The following is a 22,173-nucleotide window of genomic DNA, read 5'->3' on the forward strand; positions in this document are numbered from 1 at the left end:
CCCCTGACCCGTACCTGTGTACGAGGTCGCAGAAGTCTCGCACGGGCCGCCGAAGGCGCTGACGCTCAGATCGTCGCCGTATCGATCACGAACCGGTACCGGACGTCACTGGCCAGCACCCGCTCGTACGCTTCGTTGATCTCGCTCGCGGCGATCAGCTCGATCTCGGCGCCCAGCCCGTGCTCGGCGCAGAAGTCGAGCATTTCCTGGGTCTCGGCGATGCCGCCGATCATCGAGCCGGCGAGGGTCTTGTTGCCGCCGATGAGGGAGAAGAGGTTGAGCGAGATCGGCTCCTCGGGGGCGCCGACGTTCACCAGCGCGCCGCCCGTCCTCACCAGCGACAGATACGCGCCGAAGTCCAGCGGCGCCGAGACCGTGGAGAGGATCAGGTCGAACGAGCCGGCGAGCTCCTCGAAGGTCTTCGGGTCGCTCGTCGCGTAGTAGTGGTCCGCGCCCAGCTTCAGGCCGTCGTCCTGCTTGCGCAGCGACTGGGACAGCACGGTCACCTCGGCACCCAGCGCGTGCGCGATCTTGACGCCCATGTGGCCGAGGCCGCCGAGGCCGATGACCGCGACCTTCTTGCCGGGCGCGGCGCCCCAGTGCTTGAGCGGGGAGTACGTGGTGATGCCGGCGCACAGCAGCGGGGCCGCCACGTCGAGGGAGAGGCCGTCGGGGATGCGGACGGCGTAGTTCTCGTCCACGACGATCTTCTGCGAGTAGCCGCCGTGGTTGGGCGTGCCGTCACGGCCGATGGCGTTGTAGGTGGGGCCGATGCTGCCGTTGACGCAGAACTGCTCCAGACCGGCCTTGCAGTTGTCGCACTCGCGGCAGGAGTCGACCATGCAGCCGACGCCCACGCGGTCGCCGACCCGGTACTTGGTGACACCGGAACCGACCTCGGCGACCAGGCCGGCGATCTCGTGGCCGGGGACCATCGGGAACAGGGCCTCGCCCCAGCCCTCGCGGGCCTGGTGAATGTCGGAGTGGCAGATTCCGGCGAACTTGATGTCGATCAGGATGTCGAACTCGCCGACCTCGCGCCGCTCGATGGTGGTGCGCTCCAGCGGAGCCTTGGCGGCGGGTGCGGCGTATGCGGCAACGGTGGTCATGCCGGGTCTCCTCAGGGGTTGCGCGCCCGGCTGCCTTCCGGCCGGGCACGGCTCCAGCCTGCGGCTTCGGCGGGCATTCACCCAGATCACGGCTTTGCGTACGTTCGCTGTGCCTACTACTGGCGGGGTCAGGCTGGTGTGCGTACGACCGTGAATACTGGACGTATGGACGAACAGCCCGAACGCGTACAGGCCGCCGGCCGGGCCCTGGACCGGCGTGCCGAGCTCAGTGAGTTCCTGCGCACCCGGCGTGCCCGGCTGAAGCCGGAGGACGTGGGGCTGCCGGACTACGGGCGGCACCGCAGGGTGCCGGGGCTGCGGCGCGAGGAGCTGGCGCAGCTGGCCGGGGTGTCGGTGGCGTACTACACCCGCCTGGAACAGGGCAACGGGCGGAACGTGTCGGCGGAGGTGCTGGACTCCATCGCCCGTGCGCTGCGGCTGAGCGACGCCGAGCACGCGCATCTGACGCATCTGGCGAAGCCGAAGCAGCACAAGAAGAAGCCGGCCGGGCGCACCCAGCAGGTGCGCGGGGCGCTGCGGCAGCTGCTGGACACGATCGACACCGTGCCCGCGTACATCGTGGGCCGCCGTTCGGACGTGCTCGTGTGGAACCGGATGGCCGCGGCGGTGTTCGGCGACTGGTCGGAGCTGCCGGCGCAGGACCGGAACTGGGCGCGGATGGTGTTCCTCCGGCCGGAGTACCGCGAGCTGTTCGTGGAGTGGGACCAGAAGGCCTCGGACATGGTCAGCTATCTGCGGATGGACGCGGGCTGCCATCCGGACGACCCGCGGCTGTCGGCGCTGGTGGGCGAACTCTCCGTGAAGAGCGAGGAGTTCCGGCGGCTGTGGGCCACGCACGACGTCAAGGAGAAGAGTTACGGCGTCAAGCGCCTCAGGCATCCGCTGGTCGGCGAACTGACCCTGTCCTTCGAGACGTTCCAGCTGGTCGACGACGTCGAGCAGGCCCTGATCACGTACCACGCCGAACCGGGCTCGCCGTCGGCGGAGGCGCTGCGTCTGCTGGCGAGCTGGGGCACGGACGCGACACGGGCGGGCACGGGAGTCTCGGCTCCCCGGGCCTGAACGAGAACTGCCCGCCGGGGAAGCCCCCGGCGGGCAGTCGTGTCAACGGCTCACACGTGCTGTCGGCTCACTTGCCGTAGTACGCGTTGTAGATCGAGATCGTCGACTTGTTGCCCTTCTTGTCGGCGATCTTGGCGTGGAAGGAGATGGCCTTGCCCTTCTCCGGGTTCTTCACCTTGATCTTGCCGTTCGTGACGGTGACCTTCTTCCAGGTCTGGCCGTAGTCGTACGACACGTACACCGACAGCGACTTCAGGTTGCTGCCCTTGGCCGCGCCCTCGACGGTGACCGGGACGGTCTTCGTCTGGCCCGCCGTGACCCGGCTGCCCAGGTCCGTGTTCGCGTTGAAGCGGACCGTGGAGGCCGGCAGCTTGACCTGGTCGGACGTGGGCTTCTTGGAGCGGAAGGTCCAGCTCGCGTCGATCCGCGTGGAGGCGGCCGCGACCTTGACGCTCCGCTTGACCGAGGTGGTCAGCTTGTACTCGGCCTCGGCGGACGGGACCTTGAACACCTTGTCGCCGAACAGCGGGTCGTCATTGCTGCCGACCTTGGTGCCGTTGCGGTACAGGGTGGTGTTGACCGAGCTGAACTCCGAGGAACCGGCGTGCGCCTTGCCGTCCGCGAACAGCGGGAGCATGCCGTAGATCTCGTTGCCGGCGCGGTACAGGCCGTAGTCGGCGTTCAGGTGCGGGCCGAAGACGGCCGTGTTGAACTTCTTCGAGTAGGTCTGGCCCGGCTTGAAGGACTGCTCGGCGCCGAGCGTGTAGTACGCCTCGGTGATCGGCCAGCCGTCCGCGTCGACGCCGCCCTGCTGCTCGAAGTCCATCTGCCACTTCACACCGGAAGCGGTGGACAGGTACAGCGTGCGGGTGCCGGGCAGGGTCTGCGGGATACCGATCGAGGAGGCGCCGCCCGACTCGGGCAGCCAGCCCACGGCGTTGACGGCGCCCTTCTTGCCGCTGGACGAGGCGCCCATGCCGACCTTCACCGTGGCCAGTTCGCTCGCCTTGTAGTGCTTGGTGTAACCCGTGGCGAGCTGCTCGACCTTGCCGCCGGCGACCGTGTCGTACTGGGCCTTGTCACCCTTGCTCCAGTGGCCGTCCCACTGCTGGCGCAGCGAGCCGTCCGTGATCTTCGGGCCGAGGCCCTTGGAGCGGAAGTTGGCGTAGGTGTCCAGGAACCAGAAGAAGCCGTAGCCGGAGTCGCCCACCGTGATGTCGTACCCCGGGGCGGCGAACTCGGACTTGGCGTCCGCGTCCGGAACGGTGATGTCCACCGGCTTGGTGGTACGGGCGTCCAGCGTGACCGTCGTGTTCTTGGTGACGTTCAGCTTGGGCTGGGCCAGCCAGTCGAGGCCCTTGGAGCTGTCCTCCGGGTCCACGGCGATGCTGGAGTCCAGGATGTACTGGCCCTTGGGGACGCGCACCGTGACCGTGCCGTCGGCCTCGTACGGGAAGTAGTACCGGTTCTCCGCGAGACCGGCGACGCCCAGCAGGAAGGCGCCCCAGTCCTTGGCCGGGGTGCCGTCACGGTTGATGGCCTTCACGGTGAGGTCGTACGACTCCACCTCACGCTGCACCGCGGCGGCCGTACGGACGCTCTGCCCGTCGCCCGTCGCCGTCACGTACGCCGAGTAGGCGCCGTCGAGCGTGCCGCCCAGCTTGGTGTTGACGGTCATCGGCACGCTGGCCTTGCCGCCCGCCGGGACCGTCACCGTCGTCGCACCGAGCTTGAAGAAGCCCTCCGGAGCCGGCTGGCCCTTGGGGTTGGTGGCGATGGCGGACAGGCTGAGCGTGACGTCCTTGTCACCGAGGTTGCGGTACGTCAGCTCCTTGGTGACCGGGGTGTCGTCGGTGTGCGGCCACTGCTGCGTGCCGAAGCTCACCGACACCGGGTCGGCGATCACGGTCTGCTTGATGGCCTTGTCGACCTGGATACGGCCCGAACCCTGCTCGAACGGCGTGTACTTGCCGCCCTTCGTGGACGCGGTCAGCGCGCCCTTGAGCTCGGCGTACGTCCACTCCGGGTGCTGCTGCTTCAGGATCGCGGCGGCACCGGCGACGTGCGGCGTCGCCATCGACGTACCGGAGATGGTCAGGTAGCCGGCCGGCTTCTCGCCGACTTCCTGCGCGATCAGGCTGCCCTTGGCGGACGCGGCGGTGATGTCCACGCCGGGCGCGGTGACGTCGGGCTTGATGGCGCCGTCGCCGATCCGCGGGCCGGTGCTGGAGAAGTCGGCCAGCAGGTCCTTGTCGTCGACGGCGCCGACGGTGAGCGCGGCGTCCGCGCTGCCCGGCGAACCGACCGTCTCCGGGCCGGAGTTGCCCGCCGCGATGGCGAACAGGATGCCCTTCTCGGCGGACAGCTTGTTGACCGCCGCCTCCAGCGGGTCCACCTCGGGGGTGTCCACGCCGCCGAGGCTGAGGTTGACGACCTGGGCGCCCTGCTCGGCCGCCCACTCCATGCCGGCGAGGATGCCGGAGTCGTCACCGGAGCCGGTGTCGTCGAGGACCTTGCCGTTGAGGAGCTGGGCGCCGGGCGCCACGCCCTTGTACTTGCCGCCGGACTTCGCGCCGGTGCCCGCCGCGATGGACGCGACGTGCGTGCCGTGGCCGAACTTGTCCTCGGCCGTTGCGGCCGGGGTGAAGTTCTTGGCCGCGATCACCTGGTCCTTGAGGTCCGGGTGGGTCGAGTCGACGCCGGTGTCCAGGACGGCGATCTTGACGCCCTTGCCGTCGTAGCCGGCCGACCACGCCTTGGGGGCGCCGATCTGCGGCACGGACGTGTCGAGGGTCGCCCTGCGGACGCCGTCGAGCCAGACGTGCGCGATACCGGAGGCCGTCTTGTCGCCGTTGGTGACCGCGTCCCACAGCTCGGGCGCCTCGTCGTGCGGGGTCTGCACGGCATCGGCGTTCAGGGTCTTCAGGGTCTGGCGGAGCCGGCCCGCGTCACGGACGTCGGCCTTGGTGCCGGCGGCGGCGCCCTTGTAGCCCACGATGACCTTCAGGCCCTTGGCCTGGGACTTGCGGGTCGCCGACTTGTTGAGCTCGGTGATGTCGAAGAGACGCTGGTCCAGCTTGCCGGTGGCGATGAGCCGGGCCGCGTCCGCGGGTATCACCAGCGTGTGCCCGTCGGCCTTGCGGACCTGGACGGGTATGCCCTCACGGCCCTTGGCGCGCTCCAGGCCGACGACGCGGCCCTTGGCGTCCACGGCGACCCGGTCACCCGTGATCAGGGTGATGCGGTGGTGGGACGTGAGCTGAGCGGCGGAGCTGTCACCGCGCTGCTCGGGCTTCGCCGACGCCGGGCTGGTCATGCCGGCGGCGAGGGCGACGGCGGCCGCCGTGGCGACAGTGGCCGCGCATGCTCTTTTCACTTGTTTGCGCAAGTTTCCCCCTTGCTGAAGTACCGGGTGGTTTTTCCCCGTTCACCCGGCCGGGGGCGGTCCTGCACAGACGTACGTGTGCACCCCCCGGAATACGCAGTATGCCGGGGGGTGATCAGCGACCTCAATAGAAAACAACCGCACAGAACCGGACTGTTACGAACCCGCGTTTTCCTTCACGGAGATCTTCCCCTTGCGGATGGTCGCCAGCCGCGGGGCCTTCTTCGCAATGGCCGAGTCGTGGGTGACCATGATGAAGGTCAGCCCCAACTCCTTCCACATGCGCTCCAGTACGTCCATGATCTCGTCGCGCATGGACTCGTCGAGGTTGCCGGTCGGCTCGTCGGCGAGCAGCACCTTGGGCTGTTTGACCAGCGCACGGGCGATGGCGACGCGCTGCTGCTGGCCGCCGGACATCTCGGAGGGCAGATGGGCCAGCCGCTCGCCGAGGCCCACGGACTTCAGCGCCTCGGCCGCCCGATCCCGCCGTTCCTTGACCTTCACGCCCAGCGGGACGAGGGCGGTCTCGACGTTCTCCTGCGCGGTGAGAGTGGGGATGAGATTGAAACTCTGGAAGACGAATCCGATGTTCTCGCTGCGGACACGGGTCAGTTTGGCCTCGGACAGTTTGGCCAGATCGGTGCCATCCAGAACGACCTCTCCCGACGTCGGCCGGTCCAGCCCGCCGAGCATCTGAAGCAGCGTGGACTTGCCACCGCCGGTGGGGCCCTGAATGACGAGCCGGTCCCCGTCGGCGATCGTGAGATCGACTCCGTCGAGGGCGTGGACGGTTTCCTTGCCGCGGGTGTAGCGCTTGGTGACGTTTCTGAGTTCGTACATGGCCCAACTCCTGGGAGGTGAAAAGGGGGTTCGTCCGGTCGGGCCGGGGCTACTCGACGCGCCTGAGCGCATCCGCCGGGCGCAGTCGCGAGGCCCGCCAGCCGCCGAACGCGCCCGCGATCAGGCCGCCGGTCACCGCGAGGCCCACCGCGAGGGCGATCGTCGTGGCGCTGACCGGTGCGGTGAGGGCGACTTCGAGCGCGTTGGACGAGGCCTCCTGCTGCGCACCGGGGCCGCCGGGACCGCCCATGGCGCCGCCGGGACCCCCGCCGAACCCTCCGCCCCCGCCCGTCGAGCCGAGCTGCGCCTCCAGCGTCGGGCTGATCGCCGTGACGACGTACGCACCCGCGAGCCCCAGCGCGATGCCGAGCGCTCCGCCGACCAGGCCGTTCACCACGGCCTCGCCGACGACCTGCCGGGTCACCCGCCCCGACTTCCAGCCCAGCGCCTTGAGCGTGCCGAACTCCCGCACCCGGCGCGACACCGCCGAGGACGTCAGCAGCCCGGCGACCAGGAACGCCGCCACCAGCACCGCGATCGACAGCCACTTGCCGACGCTGGTCGCCAGGTCGGAGGCGGTCGACAGCGAGCCCGACACCGTGTCCGCGAGATCCGCGGAGGTCGTCACCGTCGTACCGGAGATGTTCTTCTGGATCTCCGCCTTGACGGCGTCGATCTGCTGGGAGTCGGCCGCCTTGACGTAGATCGTGGTGACCTTGTTCTTCGAGTCGCTGAGGGTCTGCGCCTGCTTCAGCGGGATGTACAGGTTGGCGGCCGCGTCCCCGCTGTCCGGGGTGGCGATGCCGATCACCTTGAACTTGGTGCCCTTGACCGTGACGGTGGAGCCGGTCTTCAGCTTCTTTTCCTTGGCGTAGGAGGCGTCGGCGACGACGACCTTCGCGTTGGTCTCCGACGCCTTGAACGTACGACCGCTGGTGACCTTGGAGGAGGTCAGCGGCCCGAGCGCCGGCTCGGTGACGTCGGTGCCGTAGACGGAGTAGTTGTTGACGTCGAACTCGGCGCCGCCGCCCTCGACCCGCCCCTCGGGCGACGGCATCGCACCGCCGGGCCCGCCGCCCTGCTGGTTGCCGCCGCCCTGCTCGAACTCGCCCGCCCGGAACTGCCCGCTGACCTTGATGACCTGAAGGCTCAGTCCGCCGACCGCGTCCGAGACGCCGTCCTGGGCGCCGACCTTGTCCACCGTGGAGCTCGCCAGCGTCTGGAAGCCCTGGACCATGACCCGGTCGCTGCTCTGCTCCTCGTCGGAGTCGTTGTCCCGCGCGTCGAACTCGAAGCGCGGGCGCTCCGCCTGACTGCCCTCGGCGGGGGCGGCCTTGGTGACGGTCATGTCGGTGCCGAGCCCGTACAGCGACTGCAGGACCTTGTCCTGTGCCTTGCCCATGCCCGAGGACACGGAGTTGACCACGATGACCAGGGCGATGCCCAGCGCGAGGCCGGAGGCGACGACGAGGGCCGCCTTTCTGCGGCGGCGCAGTTCGCGCCTCAGGTAGGTGAAGAACATGCGCCGCAAGCTAGGTACGGCGCGTGATGAAGGGATAAGGCGCATATAAGAGATGGATGAGAAGGCTGTCCGCGGGCCCAGAAGAAACCCGGACAGCGCTGTCAATGCCCGGAAGAACAGCGCGGAAGAACAGCACGGAAGCACAGCGTCCGTACAGATTCCGTGCTTCTGTGGGCCCATGACGGCTCACACGGTGGAATACATCCGGTACCGCATCCCTGAGCAGCAGTCGGCGGAGTTCCTCTCCGCCTACACCCGCGCGGCGGCCCAGCTTGCCGCCGCACCCCAATGCGTCGACTACGAACTGACCCGCTGCGAGGAGGACTTCGAGCACTTCGTCCTGCGCATTGTCTGGACCTCGACCGAGGACCACATCGAGGGCTTCCGCAAGTCGGAGCTGTTCCCCGGTTTCCTGGCCGAGATCCGCCCGTACATCGGCAACATCGAGGAGATGCGGCACTACACGCCGACCTCCGTGCACGGCACGGGCTCCGCGGTCCCCACGCTGTACGACTGGGCGGGCGGCGGGGCGGCCCTGTCCCGGCTCACTTCCGTCTTCTACGACATGGTCCGCAAGGACGATCTGCTGGCCCCGCTGTTCGAGGGCCTGGACCCGGCCCATGCCGAGCATGTTGCCACCTGGTTCGGCGAGGTCTTCGGCGGTCCGCCCGCCTACTCCGAGACCCAGGGCGGCCACAGCCATATGGTCGCCAAGCACATGGGCCAGGGCATCACCGAGGCCCAGCGCCGCCGTTGGGTGAATGTCATCCAGGACGCGGCGGACGAGGCGGGCCTGCCCACGGACGCCGAGTTCCGCTCGGCGTTCCTCGCCTATGTGGAGTGGGGCACGCGCCTGGCGGTGTACTTCTCGGGCCCCGACGCCCAGCCGCCGGCGGAGCAGCCGGTGCCGAAGTGGAACTGGGGCGCGGCACCGCCGTATCAGGGCTGAGGGACCAGCCCCCGGATACGACGAAGGCGGCCGCCCCCTCGGGGGCAGCCGCCTTCTCTGCTGTCGACCGGGCGTCAGACCGCCGAGCCGGCCTTCCAGTCGGCCCAGCTCATGTTCCAGCCGTTGAGGCCGTTGTCCGGGGAGACCGTCTTGTCGCCGGTGTTCTGGACGACCACGACGTCACCGACGATCGAGTTGGTGTAGAACCAGTAGCCCGCCGTGCCCTTGTCGTTGGCACCCTTGGTGTCGTTCAGACCGACGCAGCCGTGGCTGGTGTTGACGCTGCCGAAGACCGAGTCGGCGCCCCAGTAGTTGCCGTGGATGAAGGTGCCGGAGTTGGTCAGGCGGATGGCGTGGGGCACGTCCTTGATGTCGTACTCGCCCTTGCCGTCGTCGTCGGTGAAGCCCACGGTCGCGCCGTTCATGCGCGTTTCCTTGAACATCTCCGACATCACCATGATGCCCTCGTAGGTCTTGTTCTCCGGCGAACCGGCCGAGATCGGGATGGTCTTGACGACCTTGCCGTCCTGGGTGACCTTCATCTGCTTGGTGTTGGCGTCGACGTAGGAGACCTGGTTGCGGCCGATGGTGAAGGTGACCGTCTTCTGCTGGACGCCGTAGACGCCCTCGGCGCCCTCGACACCGTCGAGCGCGAGCTTCAGCGTGACGGTGGAGCCTTCCTGCCAGTACTCGTCGGGGCGGCAGTCCATGCGGGTGTCGTTGAACCAGTGGCAGGCGACTTCCTGCCCGGCGCTGGAGGTGACGGTGACGCCCTTCTGGACGTCCGCCTTGTTGCTGATCGCCTTGTCGAAGTTGAGCGAGACCGGCATGCCCACGCCGACGGTGGAGCCGTCCTCCGGCGTGAAGTAGCCGAGGAAGCTGTTGTCCGGGGAGAGCGTGCTGAACGAGGCGTTCTCGTGGGCCTCCAGGCCCTTGGCGTCCTCAGCGGTGACCGCGATCTTGTAGGTGGTGGACCGCTCCAGCTGGGCGTTCGGCTTCCAGCTCTTCTTGTCCGCGGATATCGCACCCTCGACGGCGGCACCGTCGGCGGTCGTCATGGTCACCTCGGTGAGCGTGCCCTTGCTCACGGTGACGGCGGTGGCATTGATGGAGGCGTTGTCGGCGCCGTCCTTGGGCGTGATCTTGATCTGGGCCTCGGAGGTCTTCTCGGCAGCCGCCTCGTCGACCTTGGCCTGCGAGGTGTCGTTGCTGTCGCCGCCGGAGGCGTCGTCGCCGCCGCCGGAGCAGGCCGAGAGCACCAGCACACCGCCGAGCAGTGCGGACGCGACCGTGAGGCCCTTGCGCCGCTTACTGTTCGTCATCACACGCTTCTCCATCGTCGCCGAATCCCCAAAACCCCGAGAGTCCCCGTCAAGAATCTTCAACGCTACGACCGGTTCGTCCCGTTCCACATCCCTTGAAGGTGTGGGGCACACCACGTCCGCCGGGGCGGGTGGTGTGGGTGTCGGCCAGTGCGTCCCTTGAGACGACAAAACCCCGGACGGCGGTTGCCGCCCGGGGTCACGATTTCCCCAAGCCGCGGCTATCCGGCCGTCTCCTCTTCGTCGTCATCGTCGACATCATCCTCGTCGAGATCCCACTCCGGCGAGTCGGGGTCGTACTCGATCTGTTCGCTGGACCAGGAGGCCTGCGCGAGGTCGACTCCCGGCACCTCACTGACCAGGTCGAACGGGTCCACGAGATACGCGAGGGCCTCCGCGGTGTCTTCCGTCACAGCACTCTCGGCGTGTACCCGCTCATCGGCCGGCATATCGCTGTCGTCGGAAATCCGCCGCAGCGCCGCCTTCGTCACGGCGTCCGCGTCGTCCACCTCAAGGACAAGTTCCACGCGAAGCCGTACAAATCGTGATGTCTCTGCAGTGCTCATGCTCGGAGCGTACGGCCCGAGGCGGGCTTGAGGCTCCCGCGACTTTCCCGCGACCCGGGCCTTTCATTAGCATCGCCCCACACGGCCAATTCGCCAGCGCCACAAGGGGATCGATATTCCGTGTCATCCGCTCGCCGTACGTTGCTGACCGCCACCGCCGCGGGGACCCTGCTGGGCGCCCTGTGGTTCGTCCCCTCTGCCAACGCGACGGCCGATCAGACCCCTTCGGCGACCCCGACGACGCAGGTCACACAGCAGGCGCGGGCCGCCTCCCCGCAGTCGTCCGACGTCGAACTCGCGGACACCGGAAGCTTCGACACCACGCCGTACGTCGTCGGCGGAACCACCTGCCTCGCCCTGGGCGCGGGGTTCGTCGTCTACTCGGTACGGCGTGAACGTCACGGTTTCTGACCTGGCTTGACGGAACTTTGACCAAACCCTCATAGTCCGCTCATGAAGAGATCATCGGGGGCGCGCATAGGCGCCGCGATCGGCGTGAGCGTGTTGTCGCTCGCCCTCATCACTGGTTGTTCGAGCGAGGAGTCCGACGACTCCAAGGGGACCGACTCCGCCGCATCCTCCTCGCCGACTCAGGCGGCGAAGGCGCTCAGCGCGGCCGCGTTGGAGAAGCTGCTGCTCGCGCAGGGCGATGTAGAGGGTTACAAGGTGGACTCGGGGGACGACACCCTGCCGAAGTCCAAGTCCGAGGTGAAGACGGACAAGGCGGAGTGCGACCCGCTGGCCTGGGCCACGGCCGCGCTCGCCCCGGGTGAGACGGACGCCAACGCGTCCAACACCGTCGCCGAGGACAAGGCGTCGGACGCCACCGCGAACCCCGAGGACCTCGCGGACGCATTCAACGTCAACATGACCTTCGTGGGCCTGTCCTCCTACGAGGGTGACGGCGCCGAGAAGGCCATGAAGGCCGTGTCCGACGGCGTCGCGGCCTGCTCCGGCGGGTACGCCCTCGCCGCGGGCGGCGAGAACACGAAGGTCACCAAGGTCGCCGAGGCCGAGGGCTCCGGCCTGGGTGACGAGTCCGTGGCGTTCGCCGAGGACGTCGACATGGAGGGCGAGACGGCCACCTTCCACACGGAGGTCGTGCGCAAGGGCAACACCATCGCCACGTTCTACACGGTGAACTTCGCCGCGCTCGGCACGGGCGAGGCCGCGGAGATCCCGGCGGCGGTCGTCGAGGCGCAGGTCGCGAAGCTCAAGTAGTCGTCAGGAGCCCCGCCGTCACGTCCGGACGGCGGGGCTCCGTGCTGTCCGCTGCTGTTACTGCAGCGGTCCGGTGACGGTCTCCACGGCCGCGACCAGCCGCCCGTCCCGCACGAACGCGTCCGCCGCCGCAAGGTCGGGCGCCAGGAACCGGTCCGGCCCGGGACCCTGCACACCCGCCGCCCGTACGGCCCCGATGACGGCCTGCGACGCCGGCGCCGGCGTCAGCCCCTCCCGCAGCTCGACGCCCCGCGTGGCCGCGTACAGCTCCACGGCGATGACCCGGGTCAGGTTGTCCACGGCCGTGCGCAGCTTCCGCGCCGCCGACCAGCCCATGGACACATGGTCCTCCTGCATCGCGGAGGACGGGATCGAGTCCGCCGAGGCCGGCACCGCGAGCCGCTTCAGCTCGCTCACCAGCGCCGCCTGCGTGTACTGCGCGATCATCAGCCCGGAGTCGACACCGGCGTCGTCGGCCAGGAACGGCGGCAGCCCGTGGCTGCGGTTCTTGTCCAGCAGCCGGTCGGTGCGCCGCTCCGCGATGGAGGCGAGGTCGGCCACGGCGATGGCGAGGAAGTCCAGCACGTACGCGACCGGCGCACCGTGGAAGTTGCCGTTGGACTCCACGCGCCCGTCGGGCAGGACGACGGGGTTGTCGACGGCGGAGGCCAGCTCGCGCTCGGCGACCAGGCGGGCGTGCGCCATGGTGTCGCGTCCGGCGCCCGCGACCTGCGGGGCGCAGCGCACGGAGTAGGCGTCCTGGACGCGCGGGGCGTCGTCCTGGTGGTGCCCGGTCAGCTCCGAACCCTTCAGCACCGCCAGCATGTTGGCGGCGGAGGCGCCCTGGCCCGGGTGCGGCCGGATGGCGTGCAGCTCGGGTGCGAGCACCTTGTCCGTGCCGAGGAGCGCTTCGAGCGACAGGGCGGCCGTGATGTCGGCGGACTTGTAGAGGGTGTCGAGGTCGGCGAGGGCCATGACCAGCATGCCGAGCATGCCGTCGGTGCCGTTGAGGAGGGCCAGGCCCTCCTTCTCGCGCAGCTCGACGGGGGTGATCCCGTGCTCGGCGAGCAGTTCACCGGCGGGCCGTACGACACCGTCCGGGCCCTCGGCGTCCCCCTCGCCCATGAGCGCGAGCGCGCAGTGGGACAGCGGGGCGAGGTCGCCGGAGCAGCCGAGGGAGCCGTACTCGTGGACGACGGGGGTGATGCCGGCGTTCAGGACGTCGGCCATGGTCTGCGCGACCTCGGGGCGGACGCCGGTGTGCCCGGAGCAGACGGTCTTGAGCCGCAGGAACATGAGCGCGCGCACGACCTCGCGCTCGACGCGCGGGCCCATTCCAGCGGCGTGCGAGCGGACGATGTTCCGCTGGAGCTGGGCGCGCAGCTCCTGGCTGATGTGCCGGGTCGCCAGGGCGCCGAAGCCGGTGGAGACGCCGTAGACGGGTTCGGGCTTGGCCGCCAGCGCGTCCACGATCTCCCGGGCCGCGGCGAGGGCCGCGACCGCCTCCCCGGAGAGTTCGACCCGGGCGCCGTCGCGCGCCACGGCGAGAACGTCGGACGCGGTCACCCCGGACGTCCCCACCACCACAGTGTGCATATCCATATTCAGGAGCGTACGCAGTGAATTCGAAGATGTCACTAGCGGAGGGCACCTGAGACCCTTACCGCTGCGTCACACCCGCTCAGCGCCGCCCCCGGAAGCGCCGCCGCTCCGCACCCGCCTCCTTCGACGGCTCGTCGGCCAGCTGTACGACGGGGTCGTGCGGGCCTTCCCGGCCGGCGACCACCGGCTTGGTGGCCCGTACGGCCTTGGCCCGGTACTGGGCGGCGTCGGCGAGCCGGAACAGCCGGCGGGCCGAGCGTACGGACCCGATGGGGTCCTCGGTGGACGCGACCCCGCAGGCGACGCCCTCGCCCAGCTCCAACTCCGCGGCCCGGCGGCAGAGTTCGTCGGCCGCGCCGACGACCTCGTCGGCAGACGGGCCGACGGCGAGCAGACAGAACTCGTCACCGCCGAGCCGGGCGGCGAGGGCGCCGGGCAGCATGGCACCGCAGAGGGACAGGACCGAGCCGAAGCGTTCGAGGAGGCGGTCGCCGACGGCGTGCCCCCGGGTGTCGTTGACCCGCTTGAGCCCGTTGAGGTCGCAGACGACGAGGCTGACCACGACACCCTCCTTGCGGTGCCGCTCGATGGCCTCGTCCAGGCGTACGTCGACGGCGCGGCGGTTGGCGAGACCGGTCAGGGCGTCGGTGAACGCCAGCCGCCGGGCCTCCTCCAGCCGCTCCGCCTGCGCGATCCCGGCGGCGACCACAGCGGCCAGTACGGTGGCGAAGTCGGCGTCGGCCCGCTCGAAGACGGGGTCGCCGACGGCACGGGCGACATACAACTCGCCCCACGCCCTGCCGTGCAGCACGATCGGCGCGACGACGCAGCAGCCGCGGCCGCGACGGCGCAGGGCGGCGACGCGCTGATGGCAGTAGCCGGGGCGGAGGCCGGCCGCGGGGCCCTCCGCGGTCTCCACCCAGGCGTTGGGCTCGCCGCCGCCGGCCCAGCGCTCGTGCAGGAACTCGGTGATCTCGGGGAACTGGTGGACGGGATAGGCCTCGTCGTCCGGGAACTCCGCCTCGCCGTCGGCGCGCTCGCCCACGTTGACGAGCACCCGCAGCCGTCCCAGCTCCCGCTCCCACACCGACAGCGCGGCGAAACTCCCGCCGAGCGCACGGCATGCGCCGGCCGCCGCCGCCCGCCAGGCCTCCCGCGAACCATGCGCCGCGGCCATGCCCTGCGCCAGCGCCACCACGGCCGCGAGACGCCTGTCCTCACCCATCACTCCAGGCTAGGGAGGTTTGGGGCGAATAGGGACATTGATGCGGCGAACAGGTGTTGCCCGAGGTCAGGGGGTGGACTTGGGCCGATGACAGGAGTGCGGGTGCGTGGGGGCTGGTCGCGCAGTTCCCCGCGCCCCTATCGGGGCACCGCACCTGCACAGCTGCGGGCAGTCACCCCGCTACTCCCCCGGCCACGCAGGCTTCCGCTTCTCGTTGAATGCCGCCACGCCCTCCGCCCGGTCCCCGGAGAACGCCACCGCACGCCACGCCGCGTCCTCGACCTCCAGCCCGGCCCGCAGGTCCATCCCGAACCCCAGCCGCAGCGCCCGCTTGGCCGCCCGCAGCCCGACGGGCGAGTTCGCGGCGATCCGGGACGCCAGCGCCAACGCCTCCTCGCGGTCCCGCCCCTCCTCCACCAGCTGGTCCACGAGCCCCAACTCCCGCGCCTCGACCGCCTCGACCCGCCGCGCCGTGAAGATCAGCTCCGCCGCCCGGGCCGCCCCGACCCGCCGCGGCAGCAACTGCGTACCGCCACCCCCGGGAATCACCCCCACCGACACCTCCGGCAGCCCCACCACAGCCGTCGGGTCGGCCACGATCACATCGCAGGACAGCGCCAGCTCGAACCCACCGCCCAGCGCAAACCCGTGCACCGCCGCGACCGTCGGCACCGGCAGCTCCAGCACCCCGGTGTACGCCCCCCGCGCCACCGGCCGCTGCCGCACCAGATCCGCGTCGGTGAAGGAGTTCCGCTCCTTGAGGTCCGCCCCGACGCAGAACGCCCGTTCGTGCGTCGAGGTCAGCACCACCACCCGTACGCCGTTGTCCGAGCCCAGCGCCGCACAGGCCGCGCCGACGGACCGGGCCATCTCCGTGGAGACGGCGTTCATGGCCTTGGGCCGGTCCAGAGCGAGCTCGGCGACGTGCCCGCCGTCCCCGTGCCGCCGGACCAGCACGAACTCCCCGTACCGCTGCTCGCTCATGACACCGCTCACGACACCCTCCCGGTTAACGCGGGTTAACAACACTCGCCCAGATCATCGCAGCCCGGCCGCGCGGGGGGAAGCGGGAGCCGAGGGTTCCCGCCCGCGCCCCCGACACCCCGTTCGAGTGACATCCCGCCCAACTCCCCTCCCACCGCCCACGGCAGCGCATAACGTGCGCGAGCGCATCGGGGAGGGATCGTGATGACGACCACGGACACGAGAACGACGCCGGAGACGGAGCCCCAGGACACGGCGGCACCCCGTCTCTTCGGCTCCCGCGGACGGCACCGCCGCCCCCGCCCCCGCAAGGTCCTGCTCGCCGCCGGCGGCCTCGCCCTGGCCGCCGGCGCCCTGAGCCTCGTACGACTGGGGCCCGAGTCGGGCCTCGGCGGGCTCGGGGCGCCGGACGCGGAACCCTGGCGGGCTCCCGGGACGGGTTCGGGCCCCGGCACGGACCGGTCGTCGAACGCCGCCGCCACCGTCGCCGCGGTCCCGCAGGTCAGCCCGTCCGCGACCTCCGTCATGGGCGGGCTGGGCGCCACGCCGACCCCGGCCGCGAGCCTCCTGGTCGTGCCGGACACCAGCGCGGCCCCGCCACCGTCCGCGGCCGTCGCCCCGCCCGACACCACGACCATCCCCGAGGCACCGGTCACCACGCCCCGGCCCTCCGCCACGACAAGTGCGGCACCCCGGCCGGCCACTCCCGCACCGGCCCCGAGCCAGACCTCGGACTCCCCGCAGCCCACTCAGCCGGGGCAGTCCGACCCGCCCGGTGTGTGCGTGCCGATCATCGGGCTGTGCGTGGACGCGCTGACGGCCCGCAAGGAGGACTGACCGGCCGCGCTACGACGGCTCCCCGTCGCGCCGCGTCAGCAGCCACGGTTCGACCACACCGAGGCCTCGCACCGGGCGCTGCCACATCGGCTGGAGCGCGAAGCGGTACGTCGGCGGCTCCTCCCCCTCCTTCTCCGCGGCCGCGGCGGCCTCGGCCGCGTCCGCCTCGGAGGCCGGTGCCTCGCCGGTGCGGATGAGCTCCTCGGCGAAGGCGCTGTCGACCAGGACGGCGTCGCGTGGAGCTATCGACGTCAGCCGGGAGGCCAGGTTCACGGTCGTGCCGAAGACATCGCCCATACGGGTGGTCACCGTGCCGAACGCGATGCCCACGCGCAGCTCGGGCATCGTCTCGTCGTTCGCCATGGTCTCGATGAGGCGGAGGGCGATCTCCGCGGCGACCCCGGCGTCGTCGGCGGAGTACAGCACCTCGTCACCGAGCGTCTTGATGAGCCGTCCGCCGCGTGCGGCCACCAGGTCGGCGGCGGTGGTCTCGAAGGCCTCGACGAGCTCGCCGAGCTCCTCCTCCTCCATCCGGCGGGTGAGCCGCGTGAACCCGACGAGGTCGGCGAAGCCGACGGCCAGCCGCCGGTCCACCATCTCCTCGTCGTCGGCGGCCTGCACGACCCTGCCGGTCGCGGCGGCGAGCTGGCGCCGCCAGACGTAGACGAGGAACTCCTCCAGCTCGGGCAGGAGCAGCTCGACCAGGGGGTAGGTGACCTCGGTGCGGGTCATACCGGGTTCCGGCGGCTCGGTCAGCCCCTCCAGGAAGGAATCGATCTGCCATTCGGCCAGCCGGGCGGTCGTCTGCCCGGTGGACCGCGCGACCTGCACCGCCATGGCCTCGCTCAGCAGCCCCGCCTCGACGAGACCGGCGAGCCGCCGCAGCGCCAGGACGTCGGCCTCGGTCAGCGCCTTGGCCTGCCCGATGTCGGCGAAACCCATCGCCCGCCAGAAGCGGGACGCCAGCTCCATGGAGACACCGGCGCTGCGGGCCGCCTGAAAAGGGGTGTAGCGCCGCTCCGCGCCGAGGATCAGCTGTTCCAGGCGCAGGGCGAGCGGGTCCTCGCCGGGGTCGGCGGCGTGGGGGTCCATGCCGGAGCCCGTGTCGTCGACGGTCACGCCTGCTGCCCTTCCGATCTGCCGCGGTCAGGTATCGACCGGCCTCAACTCTACGGCAGGTGTGCGCCAGCTCACTCCGTTAGGTGGAGCCGGGGGTTTCGTGATCGCCGGTTGCTTTGGTACCCGGGTACGCACACCGTCAGCACTGGTCCGTGCACACCTGCGGGTGCGTGGGGGCTGGTCGCGCCCACGCGGCGGTAGCCGCGGATTCAGCACAGTCCCGCGCCCCTGAAGGGGCGCTGCCCTCACGCCGGCCGCAAGTGCACGATGTCCCCCGCCCCCACCGGCTCCTGCACGCCCTCCTCCGTGGCGATCACCAGCCGCCCGTCCCCGTCGACGGCGACCGCCTCGCCGACGATCGACCGGTCCCCCGGGAGCTCCGCCCGCACGGTCCGCCCGAGCGTCGCGCAGCCGGCCGCGTACGTCTCCTGGAGCCCGCTCGCGGCAGGGTCGCCCCCGGCCCGCTCCCACCGCCCGTACCACTCCTCCAGCGCCCGCAGCACGGCCCGGAGCAGGGGGTCACGGTCCGTGTTCACCGCGCCGGCCAGCGCCAGCGACCCCGCCGCGGGCACGGGCAGCTCGTCCTGGCGGAGGGTGACGTTGATGCCGACCCCGACGACCACCGCGTCGTTCCCGGCCCGCTCCGCGAGGATGCCGCCGGCCTTGCGCTCCTCGCCGCCGACGGTGACCAGCAGGTCGTTGGGCCACTTGAGTGCCGTATCGACGCCCGCGGCCCGGGACAGCCCCGTCGCCACCGCGACCCCGGTGAGCAGCGGGAGCCAGCCCCAGCGGGACACCGGTACGCCCTTCGGCTTCAGCAGGACGGAGAAGAACAGGCCCGAGCGGGCCGGCGCGGTCCACTGCCGGTCCAGGCGGCCCCGCCCGGACGTCTGCTCCTCCGCGACGAGGACCGCGCCCTCCTCGGCCGTGCCCTTGACGGCCAGGGCCACCAGGTCGGAATTGGTGGAGCCGGTGCGCTGCACCACCTCCACGTCGCAATACAGTCCGTCCTCCCGGACCAGCGCCCGGCGCAGCGCCGGAGCGTTGAGAGGCGGACGTTCCAGGTCGGACCAGCGGCTGTCGTCTGATGCATCTCGCGGCGTCATGCAAGCCACCCTAGGTGTGTGAAACGCCGCACTGCTGATTCGTAGGCCCCCCACTACTCTACGGATGAGTAACCGTCCCCCCTTTTGAGCAGGCAGGGAGCCGCGAGACCGATGTCCGAGCCGGAAGAGACCGACATCCACACCACCGCGGGCAAGCTCGCGGATCTCCAGCGCCGCATCCAGGAGGCGACGCACGCCGGCTCCGAGCGCGCCGTGGAGAAGCAGCACGCCAAGGGCAAGTTGACGGCCCGTGAGCGCATCGACCTGCTCCTCGACGAGGGCTCCTTCGTGGAGTTGGACGAGTTCGCGCGGCACCGCTCCACCAACTTCGGCCTCGACAAGAACCGGCCCTACGGCGACGGCGTCGTCACCGGGTACGGAACCGTCGACGGCCGCCCGGTCGCCGTGTTCTCGCAGGACTTCACCGTCTTCGGCGGCGCGCTGGGCGAGGTCTACGGCCAGAAGATCGTCAAGGTCATGGACTTCGCGCTGAAGACCGGCTGCCCGGTCATCGGCATCAACGACTCCGGCGGCGCCAGGATCCAGGAGGGTGTCGCCTCCCTCGGCGCCTACGGCGAGATCTTCCGCCGCAACACCCACGCGAGCGGTGTCATCCCGCAGATCAGCCTGGTCGTGGGCCCCTGTGCGGGCGGTGCCGTGTACTCCCCGGCCATCACCGACTTCACCGTCATGGTCGACCAGACCTCGCACATGTTCATCACCGGCCCGGACGTCATCAAGACCGTCACCGGCGAGGACGTCGGCTTCGAGGAGCTGGGCGGGGCCCGGACCCACAACTCGGCCTCCGGTGTGGCCCACCACATGGCCGGGGACGAGAAGGACGCCATCGAGTACGTCAAGCAGCTGCTGTCGTACCTGCCGTCCAACAACCTCTCCGAGGCCCCGGCCTTCCCGGAGGAGGCGGACCTCGATCTCACCGACGAGGACCGCGAGCTGGACCGCATCGTGCCGGACAGCGCGAACCAGCCGTACGACATGCACACGGTGATCGAGCACGTCCTGGACGACGCCGAGTTCTTCGAGACGCAGCCGCTGTTCGCGCCGAACATCCTCACCGGGTTCGGGCGGGTCGAGGGCCGGCCGGTCGGCGTCGTCGCCAACCAGCCGATGCAGTTCGCGGGCTGCCTCGACATCGACGCGAGCGAGAAGGCCGCGCGGTTCGTCCGCACGTGTGACGCCTTCAACGTGCCGGTGCTGACCTTCGTGGACGTGCCCGGCTTCCTGCCCGGCGTCGACCAGGAGCACACCGGCATCATCCGCCGCGGCGCCAAGCTGATCTACGCCTACGCCGAGGCGACGGTCCCGCTGATCACCGTCATCACCCGCAAGGCCTTCGGCGGCGCCTACGACGTCATGGGCTCCAAGCACCTGGGCGCCGACCTGAACCTGGCCTGGCCGACCGCCCAGATCGCCGTGATGGGCGCCCAGGGCGCGGTCAACATCCTGCACCGGCGCACGATCGCCGAGGCCGAGGACGTAGAGGCCACCAGGGCGCGGCTGATCCAGGAGTACGAGGACACCCTCCTCAACCCCTACATCGCGGCCGAGCGCGGCTACATCGACTCGGTGATCATGCCGTCGGAGACCCGTCGGCACATCGTGCGCGGGCTGCGCCAGCTGCGTACCAAGCGGGAATCCCTGCCTCCGAAGAAGCACGGCAACATCCCCCTGTAAGGAGCCGTTGTGACGATCAAGGTCTTGCGGGGCAACCCGACACCGGAGGAGCTGGCCGCCGCTCTGGCGGTGGTCCGAGCCCGCGCCGCGGCGGCTGCGGCCGAGCCGTCCGGCGCGCCCGCTCCGAGGGACGCGTGGTCCGACCCGGGACGGATCGCAGCACACCGGCTGCCGCAGCCGGGCCCGACGACATGGGCGCGCACGTACTGGCCGGGGTGAGTTCACCCACCTAAGTGGAACCCCGGGCGCCAAGTTGAGTACCCATACTCAGGCGCCCGGCGGAGCCACCCCGCACGCTGGTGACATGCTGTGGTCCGACCCCGAGAACGAGCCCCCGAAGGAAATGCGCGACATGCAGGGCATGCTGCGGCGGTTGGGCATTCTCGTCGCGCTGGCCATGGTGCTGGCGATGCTGGTGACCGGCCTGAGGTGAGGCACGGCGTGGCCGCCGATACTCTGACCGCATGACTGATCAGCCGCGCCGCCGACTCGTCCTCGCCTCCCAGTCCCCCGCCCGGCTCGGACTGCTGCGGCAGGCCGGACTGGACCCCGAGGTCATCGTGAGCGGCGTCGACGAGGACGCCGTCAGCGCGCCCACGCCCGCCGAGCTGGCGCTCGCCCTGGCCGAGGCCAAGGCTTCCGTCGTGGCCGCCAAGCCCGAGGTCAAGGGCGCCCTGGTGATCGGCTGCGACTCGGTCCTCGACCTGGACGGGCAGCCGCTGGGCAAGCCCGCCGACGCCGAGGAGGCCACCGCCCGCTGGAAGTCCATGCGCGGCCGGGCGGGCACGCTCCAGACCGGCCACTGCGTCTGGGACACGGTCAGCGGACGGCACGCCTCCGGCATCGCCTCCACCGTCGTCCGCTTCGGCGAGCCCAGCGACGAGGAGATCGCTGCGTACGTCGCCTCCGGCGAACCCCTCTATGTCGCCGGTGCGTTCACCCTCGACGGCCGCTCGGCCCCGTTCATCGACGGCATCGACGGCGACCACGGCAACGTGATCGGCATCAGCCTGCCGCTGCTGCGCCGACTGCTGGCCGAACTGGGCGTCGGTATCACGGAGTTGTGGGCGCCGGCCCAGTGACCGGGCCCTCGGGCACGTCCGGGACCGTGTCGGCGGGTTCCGCGGGGCTGTCGTAGGTCATCAGCAGCAGTACGAGCAGCCCCAGCACCACCACCATGAACAGGAACTCCGGCCAGCCCAGCAGCCCCCAGGCGAACGCGCCGAGCAGGCCGTGCACCACGGCCGCGCTGATCAGCAGGACCCGGCCGAAGCCGGCCGGGGGGCGGTCCCGCAGGGCGACCAGCAGGGCCACCAGGCCGCACAGGGCGAAGTAGAGGCCGAAGACGACCCCGCCGATCTTCGAGGACATCGACATCATGTCCGGGTCCAGGCCCGCCAGCGACATGTCCTGGCGGTCGACGACCACGCCGAGGAACCAGTTGACCGCCGCAATGCCGAGCGCCTCGGCGAAGAGCACGATCGCCACCACCCATGCCACCGGTCTGCGCACCACCGGTCCCCACCCACTTCCGAGCGTTCGAGCGCCGTCCGAGCAGGACTGCGGTTACTCCAAGTACGTTCGAGACATCGCGAACGCTACTAACGG

Annotated in this window: 21 protein-coding genes; 9 read left to right on the forward strand and 12 right to left on the reverse strand. The window is 70.4% G+C overall.

The genetic code is table 11. The features are described from left to right. Positions 1-65 precede the first annotated feature (65 nt). Complete coding sequence (locus AB0Q90_RS33145) at positions 66-1,109, reverse strand: NAD(P)-dependent alcohol dehydrogenase (RefSeq protein ID WP_363163503.1); 1,044 nt, start codon at positions 1,107-1,109, stop codon at positions 66-68. Between the two features lie 165 nt (positions 1,110-1,274). On the opposite strand from AB0Q90_RS33145, the gene AB0Q90_RS33150 reads away from it, so the two are divergent. After that, positions 1,275-2,192, forward strand: coding sequence for a helix-turn-helix transcriptional regulator (locus tag AB0Q90_RS33150; protein WP_363163502.1), 918 nt, complete (start codon positions 1,275-1,277; stop codon positions 2,190-2,192). Between the two features lie 67 nt (positions 2,193-2,259). Here the strand turns inward: AB0Q90_RS33150 and AB0Q90_RS33155 are convergent, their stop codons facing one another. From AB0Q90_RS33155 to AB0Q90_RS33165, 3 genes are all read right to left on the reverse strand, one after another. After that, positions 2,260-5,568: a S8 family peptidase gene (locus tag AB0Q90_RS33155; protein ID WP_363163622.1), complete on the reverse strand. Its 3,309-nt coding sequence runs from the start codon at positions 5,566-5,568 to the stop codon at positions 2,260-2,262. Between the two features lie 165 nt (positions 5,569-5,733). Next, positions 5,734-6,417, reverse strand: a complete 684-nt coding sequence (locus AB0Q90_RS33160) for an ABC transporter ATP-binding protein (RefSeq protein ID WP_363163501.1) — start codon at positions 6,415-6,417, stop codon at positions 5,734-5,736. A gap of 49 nt (positions 6,418-6,466) precedes the next feature. Next, positions 6,467-7,939, reverse strand: a complete 1,473-nt coding sequence (locus tag AB0Q90_RS33165) for an ABC transporter permease (protein WP_363163500.1) — start codon at positions 7,937-7,939, stop codon at positions 6,467-6,469. 178 nt (positions 7,940-8,117) lie between these two features. Between AB0Q90_RS33165 and AB0Q90_RS33170 the strand changes: the two genes are divergently transcribed. Further along, positions 8,118-8,888 carry an antibiotic biosynthesis monooxygenase gene (locus AB0Q90_RS33170; RefSeq protein ID WP_363163499.1) on the forward strand — a complete coding sequence of 257 codons (771 nt, stop codon included), beginning with the start codon at positions 8,118-8,120 and terminating at the stop codon, positions 8,886-8,888. Positions 8,889-8,962: 74 nt separating this feature from the next. Here AB0Q90_RS33170 and AB0Q90_RS33175 read toward each other — a convergent pair whose 3' ends face one another. Both AB0Q90_RS33175 and AB0Q90_RS33180 read right to left on the reverse strand, forming a co-directional pair. Beyond that, on the reverse strand, positions 8,963-10,210 hold the full coding sequence (locus AB0Q90_RS33175) for an Ig-like domain-containing protein (RefSeq protein WP_363163498.1): 1,248 nt from the start codon (positions 10,208-10,210) through the stop codon (positions 8,963-8,965). A 221-nt stretch (positions 10,211-10,431) separates the two neighbouring features. Next, positions 10,432-10,776 (reverse strand): hypothetical protein, encoded by a 345-nt coding sequence (locus AB0Q90_RS33180; protein ID WP_363163497.1) that lies wholly within the window; start codon positions 10,774-10,776, stop codon positions 10,432-10,434. 120 nt (positions 10,777-10,896) lie between these two features. Here AB0Q90_RS33180 and AB0Q90_RS33185 point away from each other — a divergent pair, with 120 nt between their 5' ends. Further along, on the forward strand, positions 10,897-11,187 hold the full coding sequence (locus AB0Q90_RS33185) for an LPXTG cell wall anchor domain-containing protein (RefSeq protein WP_363163496.1): 291 nt from the start codon (positions 10,897-10,899) through the stop codon (positions 11,185-11,187). 42 nt (positions 11,188-11,229) lie between these two features. Further along, positions 11,230-11,997, forward strand: a complete 768-nt coding sequence (locus AB0Q90_RS33190; protein ID WP_363163495.1) for a hypothetical protein — start codon at positions 11,230-11,232, stop codon at positions 11,995-11,997. A gap of 57 nt (positions 11,998-12,054) precedes the next feature. Here the strand turns inward: AB0Q90_RS33190 and hutH are convergent, their stop codons facing one another. The 3 genes from hutH to AB0Q90_RS33205 all read right to left on the reverse strand — a co-directional run bounded on the left by hutH (position 12,055) and on the right by AB0Q90_RS33205 (position 15,808). Beyond that, complete coding sequence (gene hutH, locus AB0Q90_RS33195) at positions 12,055-13,593, reverse strand: histidine ammonia-lyase (RefSeq protein WP_363163621.1); 1,539 nt, start codon at positions 13,591-13,593, stop codon at positions 12,055-12,057. Between the two features lie 85 nt (positions 13,594-13,678). Further along, positions 13,679-14,824, reverse strand: a complete 1,146-nt coding sequence (locus AB0Q90_RS33200) for a GGDEF domain-containing protein (RefSeq protein WP_363163494.1) — start codon at positions 14,822-14,824, stop codon at positions 13,679-13,681. Positions 14,825-15,004: 180 nt separating this feature from the next. After that, the gene (locus AB0Q90_RS33205; RefSeq protein ID WP_363163620.1) at positions 15,005-15,808 is read right to left on the reverse strand and encodes an enoyl-CoA hydratase-related protein; all 804 of its coding nucleotides are present in this window, start codon (positions 15,806-15,808) and stop codon (positions 15,005-15,007) included. Between the two features lie 204 nt (positions 15,809-16,012). On the opposite strand from AB0Q90_RS33205, the gene AB0Q90_RS33210 reads away from it, so the two are divergent. Then, on the forward strand, positions 16,013-16,645 hold the full coding sequence (locus tag AB0Q90_RS33210) for a hypothetical protein (RefSeq protein WP_363163493.1): 633 nt from the start codon (positions 16,013-16,015) through the stop codon (positions 16,643-16,645). Positions 16,646-16,654: 9 nt separating this feature from the next. On the opposite strand, the gene AB0Q90_RS33215 is transcribed toward AB0Q90_RS33210, so the two are convergent. Both AB0Q90_RS33215 and AB0Q90_RS33220 read right to left on the reverse strand, forming a co-directional pair. Continuing rightward, on the reverse strand, positions 16,655-17,764 hold the full coding sequence (locus tag AB0Q90_RS33215; RefSeq protein ID WP_363163492.1) for an adenylate/guanylate cyclase domain-containing protein: 1,110 nt from the start codon (positions 17,762-17,764) through the stop codon (positions 16,655-16,657). A gap of 245 nt (positions 17,765-18,009) precedes the next feature. After that, positions 18,010-18,870: a biotin--[acetyl-CoA-carboxylase] ligase gene (locus AB0Q90_RS33220; RefSeq protein ID WP_363163491.1), complete on the reverse strand. Its 861-nt coding sequence runs from the start codon at positions 18,868-18,870 to the stop codon at positions 18,010-18,012. A 111-nt stretch (positions 18,871-18,981) separates the two neighbouring features. On the opposite strand from AB0Q90_RS33220, the gene AB0Q90_RS33225 reads away from it, so the two are divergent. The 4 genes from AB0Q90_RS33225 (at position 18,982) to AB0Q90_RS33240 (ending at position 21,647) form a co-directional block, all read left to right on the forward strand. After that, positions 18,982-20,565: an acyl-CoA carboxylase subunit beta gene (locus AB0Q90_RS33225; RefSeq protein ID WP_363163490.1), complete on the forward strand. Its 1,584-nt coding sequence runs from the start codon at positions 18,982-18,984 to the stop codon at positions 20,563-20,565. A gap of 9 nt (positions 20,566-20,574) precedes the next feature. After that, the gene (locus AB0Q90_RS33230; protein ID WP_363163489.1) at positions 20,575-20,784 is read left to right on the forward strand and encodes an acyl-CoA carboxylase epsilon subunit; all 210 of its coding nucleotides are present in this window, start codon (positions 20,575-20,577) and stop codon (positions 20,782-20,784) included. 85 nt (positions 20,785-20,869) lie between these two features. Next, on the forward strand, positions 20,870-20,998 hold the full coding sequence (locus AB0Q90_RS33235) for a hypothetical protein (RefSeq protein ID WP_363163488.1): 129 nt from the start codon (positions 20,870-20,872) through the stop codon (positions 20,996-20,998). Between the two features lie 31 nt (positions 20,999-21,029). Continuing rightward, a complete protein-coding gene (locus AB0Q90_RS33240; protein ID WP_363163487.1) occupies positions 21,030-21,647 on the forward strand; it encodes a nucleoside triphosphate pyrophosphatase in 618 nt (205 codons plus the stop codon). Here the strand turns inward: AB0Q90_RS33240 and AB0Q90_RS33245 are convergent. Then, positions 21,619-22,080: a hypothetical protein gene (locus AB0Q90_RS33245; RefSeq protein WP_363163486.1), complete on the reverse strand. Its 462-nt coding sequence runs from the start codon at positions 22,078-22,080 to the stop codon at positions 21,619-21,621. The genes AB0Q90_RS33240 and AB0Q90_RS33245 overlap by 29 nt on opposite strands. Between the last annotated feature and the right edge of the window lie 93 nt (positions 22,081-22,173).

It is taken from the genome of Streptomyces sp. NPDC079141, assembly GCF_040686775.1.
In the GTDB taxonomy this organism is placed as follows: Bacteria; Actinomycetota; Actinomycetes; order Streptomycetales; family Streptomycetaceae; genus Streptomyces.

What these genes read in the sequence shown, in the direction of transcription:
- AB0Q90_RS33145 (WP_363163503.1), bottom strand. Translation starts at nt 1,109, where the DNA reads ATGACCACCGTTGCCGCATACGCCGCACCCGCCGCCAAGGCTCCGCTG.
- AB0Q90_RS33150 (WP_363163502.1), top strand. Translation starts at nt 1,275, where the DNA reads ATGGACGAACAGCCCGAACGCGTACAGGCCGCCGGCCGGGCCCTGGAC.
- AB0Q90_RS33160 (WP_363163501.1), bottom strand. Translation starts at nt 6,417, where the DNA reads ATGTACGAACTCAGAAACGTCACCAAGCGCTACACCCGCGGCAAGGAA.
- AB0Q90_RS33165 (WP_363163500.1), bottom strand. Translation starts at nt 7,939, where the DNA reads ATGTTCTTCACCTACCTGAGGCGCGAACTGCGCCGCCGCAGAAAGGCG.
- AB0Q90_RS33170 (WP_363163499.1), top strand. Translation starts at nt 8,118, where the DNA reads ATGACGGCTCACACGGTGGAATACATCCGGTACCGCATCCCTGAGCAG.
- AB0Q90_RS33175 (WP_363163498.1), bottom strand. Translation starts at nt 10,210, where the DNA reads ATGACGAACAGTAAGCGGCGCAAGGGCCTCACGGTCGCGTCCGCACTG.
- AB0Q90_RS33180 (WP_363163497.1), bottom strand. Translation starts at nt 10,776, where the DNA reads ATGAGCACTGCAGAGACATCACGATTTGTACGGCTTCGCGTGGAACTT.
- AB0Q90_RS33190 (WP_363163495.1), top strand. Translation starts at nt 11,230, where the DNA reads ATGAAGAGATCATCGGGGGCGCGCATAGGCGCCGCGATCGGCGTGAGC.
- hutH (WP_363163621.1), bottom strand. Translation starts at nt 13,593, where the DNA reads ATGCACACTGTGGTGGTGGGGACGTCCGGGGTGACCGCGTCCGACGTT.
- AB0Q90_RS33200 (WP_363163494.1), bottom strand. Translation starts at nt 14,824, where the DNA reads ATGGGTGAGGACAGGCGTCTCGCGGCCGTGGTGGCGCTGGCGCAGGGC.
- AB0Q90_RS33205 (WP_363163620.1), bottom strand. Translation starts at nt 15,808, where the DNA reads ATGAGCGAGCAGCGGTACGGGGAGTTCGTGCTGGTCCGGCGGCACGGG.
- AB0Q90_RS33210 (WP_363163493.1), top strand. Translation starts at nt 16,013, where the DNA reads ATGACGACCACGGACACGAGAACGACGCCGGAGACGGAGCCCCAGGAC.
- AB0Q90_RS33220 (WP_363163491.1), bottom strand. Translation starts at nt 18,870, where the DNA reads ATGACGCCGCGAGATGCATCAGACGACAGCCGCTGGTCCGACCTGGAA.
- AB0Q90_RS33225 (WP_363163490.1), top strand. Translation starts at nt 18,982, where the DNA reads ATGTCCGAGCCGGAAGAGACCGACATCCACACCACCGCGGGCAAGCTC.
- AB0Q90_RS33235 (WP_363163488.1), top strand. Translation starts at nt 20,870, where the DNA reads ATGCTGTGGTCCGACCCCGAGAACGAGCCCCCGAAGGAAATGCGCGAC.
- AB0Q90_RS33240 (WP_363163487.1), top strand. Translation starts at nt 21,030, where the DNA reads ATGACTGATCAGCCGCGCCGCCGACTCGTCCTCGCCTCCCAGTCCCCC.